Origin of the sequence: Pseudoalteromonas sp. SG43-1 (assembly GCF_014164415.1) — a bacterium.
Classification (GTDB): domain Bacteria; phylum Pseudomonadota; class Gammaproteobacteria; order Enterobacterales; family Alteromonadaceae; genus Pseudoalteromonas; species Pseudoalteromonas distincta.
In genome coordinates this window covers 1-18,593 of sequence record NZ_JACJFD010000005.1, presented here as the reverse complement: position 1 = coordinate 18,593, position 18,593 = coordinate 1, and the positions used below count along the sequence as shown (strand labels likewise).

The window sequence follows — 18,593 nt, the reverse complement described above, 5'->3', positions numbered from 1 at the left end:
ACCGCTGAAAGTCAGTAAAAATAGGCGCTAAGCGTGCAATTAAGTTCTCAAAAAGGTTTGTAACCAATGACAAAAATATCATTACCATTTAATTCACCTCTATTAACAAAAGACTTTGTTTATGGTGTAGCAACAGCATCATTTCAGATAGAGGGCGGGTATGAGCATCGCTTACCGTGTATTTGGGATACCTTTTGTAGTACTGCAGGTAAAATTGCTGATAATTCACATGGTCATATTGCCTGCGATCATTACAACAATTGGCAACAAGACATAGATTTAATAGAGTCTCTAGGTGTTGATGCTTACAGGCTTTCTATTTCATGGCCTCGCGTTATGACTCAAGACGGAAAGTTAAATCCTGTAGGCGTTAAGTTTTATACTGATATTTTAGATGAGCTAAAACGAAAAAATATAAAAGCCTTTGTTACTTTGTATCACTGGGATTTACCGCAACACCTTGAAGATGAAGGCGGCTGGCTTAACAGAAAAACAGCTTATGCATTTGAGCAGTACGTAGAACTAATTACTAACGCATTTGGAACACGAGTGTATTCTTACGCTACATTAAACGAACCCTTTTGCAGCGCATTTTTGGGTTACGAAATTGGCATACATGCCCCAGGTCTAGTAGGCAAGCAGTATGGTAAAAAAGCAGCTCATCACTTATTACTCGCTCATGGTCTGGCTATGAACGTGCTAAATAAAACATCGCCTGATACTCAAAACGGCATTGTGCTTAACTTTACACCCGCCTACCCGCTTACAGATACTCAACAAGACATAGACAGTGCAAAATACGCTGATGACTATTTAAATCAGTGGTACATGAAACCAATAATGGACGGTAAATACCCTGATATAATTAACCAACTACCTGAGGATCATTTACCAGAAATACACCCAGGTGATATGGAATTAATTTCTCAGCCAATTGATTACTTAGGTATTAACTTTTATACCCGCCAAGTTTATAAAGCGCACCCTGCTGACATTTATGAGCCTATTTCACCTACGGGCCCGCTAACTGATATGGGGTGGGAAATTTACCCGCAATCGTTCACCGACTTGCTCGTATCGCTTAATAAAACATACACCTTACCGCCTATTTATATAACCGAAAATGGTGCAGCAATGCCCGATACGTATAATAATGGTGCAGTTAACGACTTAGACCGTTTAAGTTATTATAATACTCATTTAAACGCGGTTCATAATGCAATTGAACAAGGTGTTGTTATACATGGCTACTTTGCTTGGAGTCTAATGGATAACTTTGAATGGGCTGAAGGCTATTTAAAACGTTTTGGTATTGTGTATGTAGATTATAAAACCCAGCAACGCACTATTAAAAAAAGTGGCTTAGCTTATAAAGAACTCATCTCTAAAAGATAAGAGCATACCCATAACTAAAAACAAGTATAAAGCGGGATAAATAATCATGGTCAGTGTAAAAGAAAAAATAGCGTATGGCTTAGGCGACACCGCCAGTAATATCATTTTTCAAACAGTTATGATGTTTTTAATGCTGTACTACACAGACGTAGTGGGTTTATCACCCGCTGTTGTCGGTACTATGTTTTTAGCAGTACGTATTTTTGATGCCGTAACCGACCCATTAATGGGCAACCTTGCTGACAAAACACATACGCGCTGGGGGCACTTTCGCCCCTACCTACTTTGGCTTTCACTTCCTTTTGCCATTATTAGTATTTTAGCGTTTACTACGCCTGATTTAGAAGGCACCGATAAAATAATTTATGCCTTTACTACTTACACACTACTTATGGTGGCTTACACCGCTATCAATATTCCTTATTGTGCATTGGGCGGTGTACTTACTGCAGATGTAAAAGAGCGCGTGACTATTCAGTCTTACCGGTTTGTATTTGGTATGTTAGGCGGCGTAATAGTAGCGGGTTGTACTATGCCAATGGTTGAGTACTTTGGCCAAGGCGATGCTGCTAAGGGCTATCAATACACCATGACTGCAATGAGCATTTTAGGCTTTGTACTTTTTTTACTTTGTTTTTTAGGCACAAAAGAGCGTATACAACAGCCAAAAGAGCAAAACATTCCTTTTGCCCAAAGTATTAAAGCATTAATTAAAAACGATCAATGGCGAACACTTTGCTTAGCTGCGTTTTTTTTACTTACCGGTCAAGTATTAAGGCTTACGCTTGCTGTTTACTACGTAAAATACTATTTAGGTCGAGACGATCTAATCACCTTATTTATGACACTAGGCGTTGCAGCAAGCATGCTAGGGTGTGCTTTAGCTCAACCACTTGCAAAGCGCTTTTGTAAAATAAAAGCCTATATAAGCTTACAAGTTATTGCTGCCGCTATTTGTGGTTTTAGCTACTTTATTAGTAAAGATCAATTAGTACTCGCATTTACTGCCTTTATTTTATGGAAGTTCTTTTTAGATATGGCAACCCCTTTGTTGTGGGCCAAAATGGCCGACACCATAGATTACGGGCATGAAAAAACAGGTGTACGCATTACGGGTTTAGTTTATTCAGGCGTCATATTTTTTATTAAAATGGGCGTGGCGGTAGGCGGCGCAATTGCAGGCTGGTTGTTATCTTTTTACAGTTATCAGGCCGATGCAGTACAAACTCTTGATACCCAACACGGTATTTTACTGTCATTCACTGTACTACCTGCTTTTGGCTCATTATTTGTTGCCTACATAATGAAAAAATATACACTGACTAATCAGGTTGTTGAAAATATTCAATCTAAACTAACAGCTAGTTAAGATATATACTCTAAGGTATTATTTAGCCGAAGTAGTTAAGGATAAGCGAGTGAACAAATAACATGGCAACAATTTATCAAGTCTCAGAGCTTGCGGGCGTATCGTTAGCCACCGTTTCTCGCGTGATGAACAAAAATACCCGTGTAAGCGATAAAACTAAACAAAAAGTGCTTGATGCTATGGCGCAGCTTGGCTACAAGCCTAATTCAATAGCGCAATCTTTAGCCTCTAACTGTACTAACAGTGTCGGTATTTTAGTGTCTGAGTTACATGGTCCTTTCTTTGCCCAAATGATGGCAGGTATTGAATCAGAGCTTCGTGCTGCGGGTAAACACGTTATTATTACCACCGGACACAGTGAAGAAGACAAAGAACAAGAAGGCATTGAGTTTTTAATTAGCAGACGCTGCGATGCCATTATTTTGCACGTTGAAGCCGTCTCAGACGACTACCTAATAAAATTAAGCCAAGGCTCTACACCCGTTTATTTAATGAGCCGTTACGTAGAGCAACTAAAAGACAACTGTATCAGCCTAGATAATCAATTAGGTGGTTACCTAGCCACTAAATCGATATTAAATCAAGGCCATACACAAATAGCGTATATTGCAGGCCCGCAGTTTAAAGCCGATGCATTTAATAGACTTGAAGGTCACAAACAAGCACTCACAGAGGCTGGTGTTAAATTTGATCCTACGCTTTATTATATTGGCGACTTTAACGAAACTGGCGGTAGTAAAGGCTTAAAACATTTTATTGATGAAAAACTTAGCTTTACTGCACTGGTATGCGCCAATGACGAAATGGCTTCCGGTGCCATGAAGTATGCACGAGAGCACGGTTATAACTTACCAATTGATTTATCGATTGTTGGATTTGATAACGTTATTTTTGCAAACTACCTATACCCTACACTCACGACCATAGATAATCCGGTCGGGAAAATGGGCGAAATGGCAGCTAAATTAGTGCTTAAAGACGTATATCAAAATAAAAACCTCGTTATAAATCGCTTTTTTGAACCTACTTTAATGCAGCGCGATTCATCAGCACCACTTATTAAATAAAAACCAAAGACTAAAAAAGAGTACTGATTTTGGTACAAAAAAAGCGGCTAAATGCCGCTTTTTGTATGTGAGCTACTTAACAATCCAAGGCGTTACTTTAATAACGTTCGATATATCGCCAAGCACTGCGCTATCATCTTCCCAGCTATCTTCAACTGCAAAATAACACACTGACTTTTCACACGTTATGCTCTTATCATCAAATTGCATTGGGCTTTTAAATGTAACTGCTACGCCCTTTTGCTCTGGTAATAAAAACCACATTAATTTACTTACAAAAAAGCCCGATAAATCAGTTAACAGCTCATCAAGTTCTTCGTTAATGGTATATAACGACTGCTTTGAAAATGTTAAATCTTCAAGTTCGTTTGCTTCTATTTGAAGTTTTAATTGGCAATCATGATCTGGATTTTGTGGCTGCACCACAATGACGGCTTTATCTGTATCAAGTTGCTTATCGAACGGTAATAATAGCTGTGCTTTATCGGTGAAGTTAAGCGGGTACTCGTTTCTTTCAGTTAAAATAGTGCCGCTTTTAATGGCACACGCTTCATTAGTTGCTATATCACTTATATAAAAATTAACTCGCGCATATTGGAAGTCGCCTTTGTTAACAACTTTTAATCGGTCATAAAAACCGTCATACGACATAACAAATTCTCTTGCATTAACATTAAATGCACTCATGCCCAGCAGCACTAACGCAATGGCGTTGGTGCAATTAAAAATGTATTTATTCATCAAAGTAGGCTCTATTTTGGCTAATCATCGTGTTTAGCTCTTCTATATACGCTTCACCGCGCTCAGAGTAAGACATTAAACCATGTGTAAGTTCAGTCGCTAAAATTGGTTTTTGCTCAAGACGTAAGTTTTCACGTATTGCGCGCAAATCTTTATAAGCAGGATGCGTATTTATGTTTTTAAAATAAGAGTTTATAGCAGCTCTTACCGATTTAAACGCAGCAACTTCGTGTGCAGCTCCAGTATTACGGCGTTTTGGTACCATGCCACAACCTTTTGTGTAACACCACTGACCAAAAAAGTTAAGGCCAATACGTGCAAAACGCGATGTGCCCCACGCCGATTCATTTGCAGCTTGCATAAGCGCTAATTCTTTAGGGATTATATCAACACGGCGTAGTGCTTGCGTAAGTATTAGCGTATCAATGGTGGTTGGTAAGCCGTACGACTTTAATATTGCTGCAATATCTTTGCTTTGCTTTTTTTCTAAAGGTAATTCGTTTTGTAGCATCATGCGTGCTATTTCAAGCTTAGCGCGTTGCTGTAATATTTTTTTGTTTTCGGCTTCAACGTGCGGACGAATAAAGCTAAAAAATGCATGTTTTTTTTCTTTAACATCACTAAATTCTGAAAACTTTGGCAGTTTTACATTATGTAATGGTTTTTCTTTTTTCTTCACTTTTTTTGGTTGTTCTGACGTTTGTTCATCTAGTTCAACATCATCATTTTGTATAAACGGATATGCAAGCGCCCATACAAAAAACACGGTTAGTAAAAGCTTAAAAATCGTTTTTAACATGTATTCTCTCTTTGAAACAACAACTATGCATGGTTAATACACAAGCATACGAAGGCGCATTATACCTAAGCCACTTTATAAACGCGAATAACTGGGATTTGATGACCTTTTACGGTTGAATTTTCAGCAGTGGATTTGGGTTTTAGATAAAACAGAGCCTATGTAGTGCATTTGTTCATTCGCAATTTATAAGTCCATGGGTATACTGAGCAAAGTTTAATAATATTAACTATGTGTGAGTAAGCAGTATGGATAAACAATGGCAAAGCCGAATAATAGAGCAATATAAACATCGTCCTAACGATAACCGCTCGCCGTGGCAGGTCGACCGTTCGCGTATTATTCATGCCGCAGCATTTAGGCGTTTGCAAGCTAAAACCCAAATTATGGGTATTGGCCTAAACGATTTTTACCGCACTCGCCTTACCCACTCTTTAGAAGTATCGCAAATTGGTACCGGCATATTGCGCCATTTAAAAGCGCAACATAGCGACTTTACGCACTTTCCATCAACTGGACTGCTAGAAACACTGTGTTTGGCGCACGATATTGGCCATCCGCCTTTTGGTCATGGTGGTGAAATAGCGCTAAATTACATGATGCGCGATCACGGTGGTTTTGAAGGTAACGCACAAACACTGCGCATAGTTGCAAAACTTGAGCCCTATAGTAATGGGCACGGTATGAACCTAACTCGTCGTACTTTATTAGGTTTTATAAAATACCCCGCGTTTATTAATACGCTTTGGCATACCATTCCCGATGCCACAACCGGTCGTGCATTTATAAAAGCAGATGATTGGCGCCCTGCCAAAGGGTTATACAACGACGATGCAGCCATATTCAATTGGATAGTAGAACCACTGAGTCAAAACGATAAAACATTGCTAGGTAACCATGCCGCTATTGATAAGTACCGCGCTAAAACAACGTATAAATCGCTCGACAGCGCCATAATGGAACATGCCGACGATATAGCATACGCGGTACATGACTTAGAAGATGCCATTGCAACCCACGTACTCACATTAGACGATTGGCAAACCCATGCTCTGCCCCATTTAAAAGCACTAAACTTTGACTGGCTAAACGCCATGCTTGAATCGCTGACCCAGCGCTTGTTTTCAAAAAATGATTATGAGCGAAAAGATGCCATAGGTGAGCTGGTTAATACCTTTATTATTCATATACATTTGGATATTCAAAACGATAACTTTGAATGCCCTATTTTAAAGTACACCGCTAAATTAGATGCCCAATACGACAGTGTATTGCAAATACTTAAGCATTTTGTGTTTCAACGTTTAATACGTGACCCCGAAATGCAGCAAATAGAATTTAAAGGTCAAAATTTGCTAATAGAGTTATTTACCGCTTTTGCTAGCGATCCGCTGCGTTTATTGCCCGAAACAACACAAGCACAATACATAGAAGCGCAAAAGCAAAACCAAGGGATGCGTATAATTTGCGATTATTTGAGTGGAATGACCGACGAGTACGCCTATAAAACATACCAACGATTGTTTTCACCTATGCAGTAGCTAACTGCTAACTGCTAACATTGAAAAGGCCGAGTAAATTTAATTTACTCGGCCTTTTTGCTCAGCTATTAAAGTTAGCTATTTTGTTAAAGCGCTTTTATAACGACTCTACGCCCATGTTGTATAACGTAAAACCAAATATATCAGCGTACTGCTCAATTGTTTTACTCGTTGGTGTACCTGCACCATGCCCAGCATTGGTTTCTATGCGAATAAGCATTGGATTATTACCCGTTTGCTTTGCTTGAAGCTCAGCGGCAAACTTAAACGAATGCGAAGGAACAACTCGGTCATCATGATCGCCAGTTGTGATCATAGTCGCTGGATACTCAACACCTGCTTTTACATTATGAAGTGGTGAGTAACCTTTAATGTATTCAAACATTTCTTTGCTTTGCTCACTGGTGCCGTAGTCGTATGCCCAGCCAGCGCCGGCAGTAAATGTATGGTAGCGCAGCATATCAAGTACACCTACTGCAGGTAGAGCAACTTGGAATAGGTCTGGGCGCTGCGTCATCACTGCGCCAACTAACAAACCACCGTTAGAGCCACCGCGAAGTGCTAAGCGCTTTTTAGACGTGTACTTTTTATCTTTTAAATACTCAGCTGCGGCAATAAAATCGTCAAACACATTTTGCTTTTGCAATTTAGTGCCTGCATTGTGCCAGTCTTTACCGTACTCACCACCACCGCGAATATTAGCGACGGCGTATACGCCACCTTGCTCAAGCCATACTGCATTAACGGGGCTGAAGCTTGGCGTTAAACTAATATTAAAACCACCGTAACCGTATAAAATTGTAGGGTTTGATCCATCAAGCTTAATGCCTGTTTTATAGGTAATTACCATCGGTATTTTAGTGCCGTCTTTTGATGTGTAAAACACTTGCTCAGACGTGTAATCATCACTATTAAAATCAATAGCCGACTTACGATAAACACCCGATTCACCCGTAGCTACATCAAACGTATAAGTAGTACCTGGTGTTTTGTAGTTAGTGAACGAATAATAAAGCGTTGTTTGATCTTTTTTACCGCCAAAACCACGTGCTGTACCCACGCCTGGCAATGTAATTTCGCGAATTAGCTCGCCTTTTTTGTTGTACTGTTTTACCTGCGAAATCGCGTCAACCATGTAGTTGGCAAAAAAGGTATCGCCGCCTTTTGTAAGATTTAGTACGTTTTTGGTTTCAGGAATTAAATCAACCCAATTTTCAGGGCTTGGGTTACTTGCATCAACCGTCACTACTTTTTTGTTTGGTGCATTAAGGTTAGTAACTAAAAACAGCTTGCTGCCTTTGTTATCAATAACTGATGTATCTGAATCAGTATTTCCTACAACCGTTACAAACTCACTGTTTTTATTTGTTAAGTCCTTTATAAACAGCTTATTGCCTGAAGTAGACGTACTAGCTGAAATAAGTAAGTAGCGGCCGTCATGAGTTACATCAGCGCCTACATAGCGATGCTTTTGTTCATCAGTTTCACCAAATACAACACTATCTGCAGATTGTGCAGTACCTAGCTTATGGTAATACGCTTTATGCTGATCTGTTTTAGCCGACAGCTCACTGCCTTTAGGTTTTTCGTAACTTGAATAATAAAAGCCCTCGTTACCTAACCAATCAATGCCACTAAATTTAACGTCAACAAGCGCTTCTTCAACTTGCTCTTTAGTATGTGCATCAATAACTATAATTTTACGCCAGTCGCTGCCACCTTCAGATATTTGATACGCGAGCAATGAACCATCTTTTGAAAACGATAAACCCGACATAGACGTCGTACCATCTTCACTAAACTTGTTTGGGTCTAAAAATACTTCTACGTCGCCGCCATCTTTACTACGGTACAAAACATATTGATTTTGCAGGCCATCGTTTTTATAAAAATAGGTGTAATCGCCTTCAGTAAAAGGAGGGCCTATTTTTTCGTAGTTCATTAGTTTTTCAAGGCGCTGCTTTAACTTATCGCGATAAGGTATTTGTTCTAAATAAGAAAACGTTAAATTGTTTTGCGTTTTAACCCAATCGGCAGTTTCGCTGCTCATATCATCTTCAAGCCAACGATATGGGTCACTAACGGTTTCTTCAAAGTAGGTATCTACTACATCGCCTTTTTTTGTTTCTGGGTATATAACTGCGTTAACTTGCTTCATAGGTGCTTTTACTTCTTCTTGAGTTACCGTATTAGTTGGCTCTGAACAGCCGCTAAGCGCTACAATTACAGCACACGCTAGAGTATGTTTAAACATCCCGAGTTCCATTCTTATTTATTAATAGTGCGCCTAAGCTATTAACTTTTAGCCCTTTTGTCTATATAGATGCGTTAAGCGCCATTTATCGCTGTAAACAAATGTAAACTTACGCTTTAATAGCATTACCCTCATTAAAATAAAAAACAATAAAAGAGCACACTATGCAAAGTACAAACCCCACGTTTAAAAGCTTTAAAGCCTTCTACCCTTATTATTTAAAAGAGCATCGCAACGTGATTTGCCGCCGCTTACATTTTATAGGAAGCACCCTCGTTCTTGTTGTAATCGCAATAGCATTATTAAAACAACACTACAGTTTATTGTGGCTATTACCTGTTATTGGATATGGGTTTGCGTGGGTCGGGCATTTCTTTTTTGAAAAAAACCGCCCTGCTACTTTTAAACACCCTTTTTACAGTTTGTGGGGAGATTGGGTAATGTTTAAAGACATGCTTATTGGAAAAATTAAATTTTAACACTATTTCTAGCACTCTTTTTTATACCAATTACTTATAAAAACAAAATTACTTCATGCTTTAAAGTATAGGTTCTAATAAGTAGTACATAATTTATAATACACCCATTAAATGTTAATTTAGTTAACATTTAATGGGTGTATTTTTATTTTATATTTTTAAAAATATTTATAGCTCAACAGTTGTTTATTGCCAGCCCAATAAAAATGGCTTCCTACAAATAATTAGTTAAATCTACCAACCTCATCTTACCAGTTAATTAAACGTTAAATTTAATTTTTAAATATAATTCATTATCCATCAATTACTTAGCAATCACCTTCGCTATATAACTAAAACAATGGTCATTATAAAAAACAACCAAATGTAATTATAAAAAACCTTAAATTAATTGAATGTTATTCAATTGACTGACTTTGTTAATTAAGTATATGTTCAAGGTAACAAAGAGGTTTAATCTTTATCTTTTTGTAAAAAACTAAAATAATTCAATGGGTATGGGGAAATACAGCATGAATAGAAAACCGTTATTAAAATTACAGCAGTCGGTACCACAAATATTACTCGCCATGAGTGCATCAGCTGCACTAGTTGGTTCGCTCTCAGTAAATGCTGCAGAGCAAGAAACCAAAGCAGAAGAAAACATCGAACAAATAAGCGTAATTGGCTCTCGCCGATTAGGCCGTACAGTAGAAGACAGCGCAGTACCCATCGATATAATTGGTGCAGATGCACTTAAAAATTCAGGCTTTACTGAAACGAATGCCCTACTTAGCAATTTATTACCTAGCTTTAACTTCCCGCAAGCATCACTTACTGATGGTAGCGACCATGTACGCCCTGCTCAACTTCGTGGTTTAGCACCTGATCACACTTTAGTGCTTGTTAATGGTAAACGCCGCCACAGTAATGCATTACTTAACTTAAATGGCTCAACGGGTCGTGGTTCATCATCAGTTGATTTAAATGCTATTCCAGCAAATGCTATCGACCGCATTGAAGTATTACGTGATGGTGCAGCAGCCCAATATGGCTCTGATGCTATAGCCGGTGTTATTAATATTGTGCTTAAAAGTGCCAGCAGCGGTGGTTCAGTTGCGGCTATATATGGTGCTAACGTAACCGAAATGGACGGTGTACCACAGCTTGAGTCTGTATCTGAAGGCAGTGATGGTAATTTAGCCTTTACTGAAGGGGGCGATCGCTCTTTAACAGACGGCCAAACACTAACGCTGCAAGGTAATATGGGTTTTGAACTTGGCGATAATGGCTTTTTAAACATTTCAACAGAATACCGCGACCGCCATTCAACTAACCGCTCTGACTACGATAATCGTGAAAACTACGCACGATTAGATGATGGCTCTCTCGACCCACGTGAACTTACCGTAAATCGATATAACCATAACTTTGGTAATGGCGATGTAGAAGACTTTTCAGTGTTTTATAACGCAGGTTACCAGTTAACAAATGAGGTCGATTTATATTCGTTTGGCTCTTACAGCAAACGCGAAGGCGAAGGCGGTGGTTTTTATCGCCGTGCAAGCGATAGCCGTAATATAGAAGAAGTTTATCCTGATGGCTTTTTACCTGTTATCACCTCAGACATAGATGACTTTTCACTGGCACTTGGCGCTAAAGGTTTTGTAAGTGAATGGAATTACGATGTATCGGCCGTATATGGTCAAGATGCATTTGAGTTTGGTGTAATAAATAGTTTAAATACCTCATACGGCCCGACTAGCCAAACAAGCTTTGATGCAGGAACACTTACTTACGATCAACTTACCTTAAACGTTGATTTTAGTCGCGAAGTAGACGTCAGCTTTTTAGAAAGCTCGGTAAGTGTAGCTGTAGGTGCTGAGTATCGCCGCGAAGGATACCAAATAGATGCAGGCGAAGAAGCTTCATATGCACAAGGCACATTTGGCCCAGGAGGCGCAGTAACCGACCCAGTTGATGGCCCATTTGGCGCAGCGGGCGCACAAGTATTCCCAGGGTTTACACCCGAATCAGAGGGCGATAATAGCCGCCATAACGTGAGCTTATACATAGACCTTGAAACCTACCTAACCGACGATTGGAATTTAGCGGTTGCCGCCCGTTATGAAGATTACTCAGACTTTGGCGATACACTTAACGGTAAAGTTGCGACTCGTTATTCATTAACTGAAGACTTAGCGCTGCGCGCCTCTGTATCAACTGGTTTTAGAGCACCTTCTTTGCAGCAACAATACTTTACCTCAGTGGCCACTGTATTTGTTGATGGCGAACCAACCGAAACCGGTACGTTCGCACCAAGCAGCGATGTAGCAAAAGCACTGGGCTCACCTGGTCTTGATGCTGAAGAAGCAACAAACTACGGCGTTGGTTTTACATGGTCTACCGACTTTAATTTCAGCTTGTCGGTTGATTACTACCAAATATTAATTGATGACCGTATTGTGTTATCAAACAACTTATCGGGCGATGCTATTGCCGATTTACTTCAAGGCACAGGTGCTAATCAAGGTCGTTTCTTCTTAAATGCAATTGACAGTAAAACCCGTGGTGTGGATGTGGTTGCCTCTTATAATGTAGCAACTGATGGTTATGGCGATTTAGCCTTTAACCTAGGTTACAACTACGGTAAAAATGAAGTAACAAATATTATCGACCCACCAGCAGAGCTGCAAGGTGCAGGGTTCGATCAAGACAACCTGTTCTCAGGCACTGAGCTGCGTCGTTTTGAAGTAAGCACACCGCGTAATAAGTACAACTTAAGCGCAACATGGACTAACGACGACATACGCACCACGCTTAGAACAACGCGTTACGGTGAAACTCAAGATCCATCATCAACGGCAGAGCTAAATGAAGTACTAAAACCAAAATGGATCACTGATTTAGACGTAGCTTATGCACTTACCAATAACGTATCGTTAAGCTTGGGAGCGAATAACATTTTTGATATTTACCCAGACGCAACACGCGAAAATGTTGACGAAGTAAGCACTTTCTCACGCTTGTTCGCATACTCAAGCTTTTCACCGTATGGATTTAACGGACGCTACGTGTACGGCAAAATAGAAATGAAGTTTTAATAAGCACAGCTTAAAGTAACCAAACACACAAAAGCCACCGATTAGGTGGCTTTTTAATGCGAGTTACTATTAAATCTATTACTAAATCTATTATTAAATCTATTATTAGATTTTAGTTAACCAGCCGTGCTTATCTTCACTTTTACCCCATTGAATATCGTTCAATGCTTGGCGAAGGCGCGCAGTAGTTGGGCCTGGCTCGCCAGTACCTACTTTGTATTCTTTATCGTTATGAATAAACGTACCCACAGCAGTTAGTACAGCTGCAGTGCCCGAAAGCGCGGCTTCAGTACCTGGTTTAGCAGCACGCTCTAGTAGCTCAGTAACGCTAAAGTTACGTTCGCTTACCGTCATACCTAAATCTTTTGCAATGGTTAAAATACTATTACGCGTTACACCATGTAAAAACGTGCTATCAAGCGCTTTAGTAATAATTTCGTTGCCATCAATAAGTATAAAGTTAGCAGCACCGGTTTCTTGTACGTCGCCACCTGGGCAAAATAAAATTTGATCTGCTTGATACTTAGTTCGTGCAGCACTAATAGGTGCTAAAGCACTGGCGTAGTTACCACCACTTTTTACCATTCCCATGTGCGGGGCGCAGCGCATGCCATCTTCTTCAAGCAGTACACGCAGTGCAGTTGCACCACCGGCAAAGTAATCTCCTACTGGCGATAGTAACGTGTACAAAAGCGAGCTCATTGATGGCGCTGCCGCTTTACCAATTGCAGCCTCAGTTCCAATGTGCGTTGGACGAATATACATAGAGCCCGGCGGTAATGGCGTTTCATCTGCGTATTCGCGCATAATATCGATAATCATCGTTTTTAGCATATCGCTGTCAAAACTCGGTAAGCTTAATAGCGCTGAGCTTTGTTGCATGCGTGCAATGTTTGCATCCATTCTAAAAAGATAAACAGAACCATCTTCATGGCGAAAGGCCTTTAAGCCTTCAAAACATGTACTTGAATAATGAAGAACGTGCGCACCAGCATGAAGTTCAAGTTTATCGGAAGGGACAATTGAGCTTTCGCTCCATTTATTATCAGAAAAACGAGCTTGAATCATCTGCGGCATAAACACGGTACCAAATGCGGCCATTTTAATCTCTCTTGTGTGGTCTATTTTCCTCCATTGTATGACAATCACACGCTATTTAACCATAGCTAAAGTAAGGCTTTTTTAATTAACTATAAGAAATTTTTGCAAGTGCTGTTTACTAATCAACCGCATTGGGTGCTATAAACAAAAAATCGGCTAATGCAGTTGCACTAGCCGATTCTTAAAGGTAAATAATTTACTTGAACGAATATCTAATAATACGTTTTAGCACCGAAGTATACTGTTTAAAAAAGCTACCTGTATGGTAATCAATACCGTGTTTTTTCAAAACGGCTTGTACTTGAGGTGCAACTTCTTGATAGCGCGAAGACGGCATATCAGGAAATAAGTGATGCTCTATTTGGCAGCTCAAATGCCCCGTTAAAACATGAAACCAATGCGACCCTTTAATATTAGACGAGCCTAGTACTTGGCGATAATACCACTGTCCTTGCGTTTCGTGTACGCAGTCTTCTTGCTTAAAAGTTTGCGTTTCTTCAGTAAAGTGACCACAAAATATTATGGTCGACGTCCATAAATTACGGATTAAGTTTGCTACTAAATTACCCGCCAATACCCATAAAAATAAAGGGCCTGCAAGTAACGGAAATATCACATAATCTTTAATTAACTGGCGAGCACCTTTACTAAAGAAGCGTTGCTTTAATGTAGAGTGTGATACAAGCCCTTCGCGGTTTTCTTTCTTTTTACCAATAAAAACACGCTCTGCAGCTAGCTCGTGATACGACACGCCCCACTGAAATAACACACTTAAATTAATATATGTAAAAAACTGCCATACATTTTTAAAGCGCCATTTAAAATCATCGCTTAAACGCAACAAGCCATAACCAAAGTCTCTGTCTTTACCAATAATATTAGTATACGTATGGTGTTCAAAGTTATGAACGCGGTGCCAACTTTGTCCATCGCACGCTATGTCCCACTCATAATGTTGTGAGTTAAGTTGCTTGTCGTTCATCCAATCGTATTGACCATGCATTACATTGTGGCCAATTTCCATATTGTCTAAAATTTTAGCAAGCGCTAATAGCAGCACGCCTGCAACCCACAATAGTGGCTGAATAAAACCAAGCATAAGCAAAATTCGCCCGCTCCATTCACACACTCGCTGTTTGCGCACAACAGAGCGAATATAGTCAGCATCTTGTTGGCCAACTTTGCCAAGGGTGTCCATTTTAATGGCATCTAGCTCGCTTGCGAGCATGTCGTAGTTAATGTTTTTCATAATTGTAACTCCAAATCACTAACAGGTTGGCTTACGCAAAGTTGTATTAATTGCTCGCCGTTGTCACTCAATTCACCTGTTTTTAAATTACGTACCACGCCTGACTTTTTAATACATTGGCATTGATGGCAAATACCAATACCGCAACCGCGTTTAACGGGGAGCCTTTTTTCTTCAAACTGAGTCAGTAAAACATCGTTGCCCGATACAACATGGGCACTGGCGTTAATTTTCACATTAAATTGGCTGTCGTCGTTTAAGCTAGGCAGCGCCAAACCAAATGCTTCTTGGTAGTAATTTAGCTTATGCGTTTTAGCAAAATCGCTCACCGTCTGCATAAATGCAGCAGGGCCACAGCAGTATATGTCTGGATTTTCCCACGGCTTAATATTGCTGGTTATATCGTTTGATTGCTCACGCGTTAATAATAAAAACGAAAAATGCTCAAATTGCGCTGCCAACTCACTTAGCTCATCAACACATTGATGCTCAGTGGCTTTTGCGTAATACACTAACGACACTTTTTGCGTAGTTTGGCTTAAGTAATCATCAAGCATAGCCAGCATAGGTGTTATACCCGAGCCGCCTGCAATAAAAGTGGCTGGCGTGTGTGTGTTTTTAAACACAAAGTCGCCGCTTGGCGCAGAAATATTGCACCACAACCCCGCTTTTAATGCACTGCTGAGTAAGCCTGTAAAGTGCCCTTGCGCATTTGTTTTGATTAGTAAGCGCACCAAACCTGTATTTTTAAATTGCTGAGCGCTTGAGGCCACGGTAAAAACGCGTGTTAATAATCGCCCATTAATTTCAAGCGTTAAACTTATATGCTGCCCTGACGTATGCGCCTGCCATTGTTTGCTTGGCTTAAGTTGCACACTTAAAAAACCGCCATCAAGTACAGCTGTACTAACTACTTGCGCTCTAAACTGCCCTGCACGCCAAGCAGGTTTAAACACCTGCATTACGGGCTCTATGTAGCCTGCAAAACTTTGATGGTGTAAAAACCATTTTGAAAATTGGTTTAATACTTGAGTCATCATGGTTAAATCTCTATCAAATCTTAATTACTTTGAACTTACACGTGTACGCCCAAACTTCAGCGCACAAGTGTACGCTCAAATTTTAAGTTTTCAACCCCAATAGAGTAATTATTCAATTTTTTTATTAGCGCTAATTGCTAAAACAATTTCCTGTGAAGAGGTAATTTTATAAATAGAAGTGTGTATTTTTCATTCAACTCAACACTTAACAAATTTATTTATGCCATGATAAGGTTATGTAAGATTGGATTAATTTTGGAAGCCATAATGATAAATTTAATGTCACATAACACACTCCCTAAACTAATAAGTGCAGGCCTAGCCATTGCTATATTTGCTACTAACGCACCCGCGCATGCAAAAAGCGATTACGTAAAAAACTATAAAGAACTCGATACTTTAGCGCTTAGCGTTAACGCAATAACAGCGGTAGAAGGTGTGGTTATACCTTGGGCTATTGAGCCTTTAGCTAATGGTGATTTATTAATATCTGAGCGCAGTGGGACGTTATTTTTATTACCTAAAAATACCACTACGTTAACTAAAGTCTCTGGGCTGCCCGACATTGACGCTAATGGCCAAGGTGGATTGCTTGATTTATCACTACACACCGATAGTAAGCAAAACCAATGGCTGTACTTTAGTTACTCAAGTAGTGAGGGCAAAGGAAGCGGCAGTAACACCGCCTTAATGCGCGCTAAGCTAAGTGACGATCATACGCAGTTGTCTGATCAGCAATTGCTGTACAAAGGCGAGCATAATAGTACCAAAGGCCAGCACTATGGCAGTCGTATTGTGTTTGATGATGAAGGTTATGTTTATTTTTCAATTGGCGATCGCGGCTCGCGCGACATAAACCCGCAAGATCTCACGCGGGACGGCGGTAAAATTTATCGCTTACACGAAAATGGTAATATCCCAAGTGATAATCCGTTTGTTAAACAAAAAAATGCAAAACATGCGGTATGGTCTTATGGACACCGTAATCCACAAGGCATGTGGTTTGATAATCAAAATAATATTTTATGGTCTCACGAACACGGGCCACGCGGCGGCGATGAGCTTAATATAATAAAAAAAGGCGCTAACTACGGATGGCCTTTAGTAAGTTATGGCGTTAACTACAGCGGTACCAAGTTTACAGACCTTAAAGAAAAAGACGGCATGCAATCGCCCGTATTACATTGGACCCCTTCAATTGCCCCCTCCGATATGTTGTATGTAACGAGTGATAAATACCCAAAGCTTAAAGGTAAGCTATTACTAGCATCAATGAAATTTGCATTCATTAGCGCACTAGAACTCTCAAAGGGCAAGGTTGTTAAGCAATATAAAATACTCGATGGAGTTGGCAGAGTACGCAGCTTAGCCCAAGGCAGTGATGGTTTTATTTATTTAGGTATTGATGGCCAAGGTATTAAACGCCTAGAGCCAGAAACGTAAGCACTAAAACTAGCACACAGTATGCAAAATTACACCGTGTTTACTTTGCGCTTTTAAAGCGCAAAGTAAACATTTTCACCAAACAAAGAACTATTAAGCCAATTAATGCGTACACTAAATACATATAATTTAATAAATTAAGAGAATACTAATGTTTTCATTTTTAAAGCCTGATCCTGTAAAAAAACTGCGTAAAGAATACGACGTAAAACTAGAGCAAGGCATGCAGGCACAAAGAAAAGGCGACATTAAAAGCTTTGCCATGTTAAGTGCAGAAGCCGAAAAAATCTGGAGTGAAATAGAAACTCTAGAGGCTAAAAAAGCCAAATAATACCAATCGTGTTAAGTTATTAGACATTTATAGCGACGGATAAATAGAGTGATAACAAGGCATAAATTTCGACATGTAGTTATTCTACATGAGAAATTTATAATGTCGTTAACGCTTTATTTAGCACGCTAGAAAGGCTAAATATTTAAGTCGATTGGTATAAACATCGTGTCTGCCCTGTTTTAAAAGAAGGAAGACGCGTTTAGTAAATAGCTCATAAGCTCGTTTTTACAACTTCCACCATCCGTAAACCACCTTTTATAATATGCTTACACAAACAAGTGTACTTAAAGCGGTTACTTACGTTATTGCAGCCGTTTTTTAGTAACTATTAAATGATTTAAAATCGGATTTGGTTTTCATTTTAAATATTTAATTGCTGTATTTATGTACCGCGCTGGCGTTTTTCCTCATAAGTCTAAAAACGAGGACGTTTTCCTCTTTTCTGCATATTATTAAAAGAACAGCCCGACTTAAAGTTTAATACTCGCAATGTGTTACAGGATTTGTTATTAATATTAAAAATAATTAAGAGGACATACTTTGCTCACAAAAAGAGGAAAGTGTCCTCTGATAAAGCTGTTGAACTAAGCCGCTACGCGGAGATCCTATTCTGACCATTTGAGCCACACTTACCTTGAGGTTATCCCATATTTGGAGGTAAGTAATGAATACACTCATTGAACAAGTCAAAACTGAAA

The 18,593-nt window shown here is 39.5% G+C and carries 14 protein-coding genes; 8 read left to right on the top strand and 6 right to left on the bottom strand.

Translation table 11 applies throughout. The annotated features are described in order from the left end of the window. The first annotated feature begins 66 nt into the window (after positions 1–66). The 3 genes from H5159_RS05765 to H5159_RS05755 all read left to right on the top strand — a co-directional run bounded on the left by H5159_RS05765 (position 67) and on the right by H5159_RS05755 (position 3,831). Entirely contained in the window at positions 67–1,395 is a 1,329-nt protein-coding gene (locus H5159_RS05765; protein WP_182779937.1) for a GH1 family beta-glucosidase, read from the top strand. A 46-nt stretch (positions 1,396–1,441) separates the two neighbouring features. Further along, positions 1,442–2,764, top strand: coding sequence for a glycoside-pentoside-hexuronide (GPH):cation symporter (locus tag H5159_RS05760; RefSeq protein ID WP_024606445.1), 1,323 nt, complete (start codon positions 1,442–1,444; stop codon positions 2,762–2,764). Between the two features lie 62 nt (positions 2,765–2,826). Then, positions 2,827–3,831 carry a LacI family DNA-binding transcriptional regulator gene (locus H5159_RS05755; RefSeq protein ID WP_010552528.1) on the top strand — a complete coding sequence of 335 codons (1,005 nt, stop codon included), beginning with the start codon at positions 2,827–2,829 and terminating at the stop codon, positions 3,829–3,831. Between the two features lie 72 nt (positions 3,832–3,903). Here H5159_RS05755 and H5159_RS05750 read toward each other — a convergent pair whose 3' ends face one another. After that, a complete protein-coding gene (locus H5159_RS05750; protein WP_024606444.1) occupies positions 3,904–4,572 on the bottom strand; it encodes a DUF2987 domain-containing protein in 669 nt (222 codons plus the stop codon). Next, a complete protein-coding gene (locus tag H5159_RS05745) occupies positions 4,565–5,371 on the bottom strand; it encodes a glucosaminidase domain-containing protein (RefSeq protein WP_024606443.1) in 807 nt (268 codons plus the stop codon). The genes H5159_RS05750 and H5159_RS05745 overlap by 8 nt, the downstream gene beginning before the upstream one ends. Positions 5,372–5,619: 248 nt before the next feature. On the opposite strand from H5159_RS05745, the gene H5159_RS05740 reads away from it, so the two are divergent. Continuing rightward, positions 5,620–6,912, top strand: coding sequence for an anti-phage deoxyguanosine triphosphatase (locus H5159_RS05740; RefSeq protein ID WP_024595429.1), 1,293 nt, complete (start codon positions 5,620–5,622; stop codon positions 6,910–6,912). A 97-nt stretch (positions 6,913–7,009) separates the two neighbouring features. On the opposite strand, the gene H5159_RS05735 is transcribed toward H5159_RS05740, so the two are convergent. Continuing rightward, complete coding sequence (locus H5159_RS05735) at positions 7,010–9,166, bottom strand: prolyl oligopeptidase family protein (RefSeq protein WP_182779935.1); 2,157 nt, start codon at positions 9,164–9,166, stop codon at positions 7,010–7,012. Positions 9,167–9,330: 164 nt separating this feature from the next. Here H5159_RS05735 and H5159_RS05730 point away from each other — a divergent pair, with 164 nt between their 5' ends. Together H5159_RS05730 and H5159_RS05725 are read left to right on the top strand one after the other, a co-directional pair. Beyond that, positions 9,331–9,645, top strand: coding sequence for a DUF962 domain-containing protein (locus H5159_RS05730; RefSeq protein WP_182779933.1), 315 nt, complete (start codon positions 9,331–9,333; stop codon positions 9,643–9,645). A gap of 512 nt (positions 9,646–10,157) precedes the next feature. After that, a complete protein-coding gene (locus H5159_RS05725) occupies positions 10,158–12,728 on the top strand; it encodes a TonB-dependent siderophore receptor (RefSeq protein ID WP_182779931.1) in 2,571 nt (856 codons plus the stop codon). 105 nt (positions 12,729–12,833) lie between these two features. On the opposite strand, the gene H5159_RS05720 is transcribed toward H5159_RS05725, so the two are convergent. The 3 genes from H5159_RS05720 to H5159_RS05710 all read right to left on the bottom strand — a co-directional run bounded on the left by H5159_RS05720 (position 12,834) and on the right by H5159_RS05710 (position 16,118). Continuing rightward, entirely contained in the window at positions 12,834–13,835 is a 1,002-nt protein-coding gene (locus tag H5159_RS05720; protein WP_257983256.1) for a branched-chain amino acid aminotransferase, read from the bottom strand. Positions 13,836–14,025: 190 nt separating this feature from the next. Continuing rightward, on the bottom strand, positions 14,026–15,078 hold the full coding sequence (locus H5159_RS05715) for an acyl-CoA desaturase (protein WP_182779929.1): 1,053 nt from the start codon (positions 15,076–15,078) through the stop codon (positions 14,026–14,028). Then, the gene (locus H5159_RS05710) at positions 15,075–16,118 is read right to left on the bottom strand and encodes a flavin reductase family protein (protein ID WP_182779927.1); all 1,044 of its coding nucleotides are present in this window, start codon (positions 16,116–16,118) and stop codon (positions 15,075–15,077) included. The genes H5159_RS05715 and H5159_RS05710 overlap by 4 nt, the downstream gene beginning before the upstream one ends. Positions 16,119–16,385: 267 nt before the next feature. Between H5159_RS05710 and H5159_RS05705 the strand changes: the two genes are divergently transcribed. Together H5159_RS05705 and H5159_RS05700 are read left to right on the top strand one after the other, a co-directional pair. After that, positions 16,386–17,561, top strand: coding sequence for a PQQ-dependent sugar dehydrogenase (locus tag H5159_RS05705; RefSeq protein WP_182693961.1), 1,176 nt, complete (start codon positions 16,386–16,388; stop codon positions 17,559–17,561). Between the two features lie 151 nt (positions 17,562–17,712). After that, entirely contained in the window at positions 17,713–17,892 is a 180-nt protein-coding gene (locus tag H5159_RS05700; RefSeq protein ID WP_007375469.1) for a DUF6435 family protein, read from the top strand. The last annotated feature ends 701 nt before the right edge of the window (positions 17,893–18,593 follow it).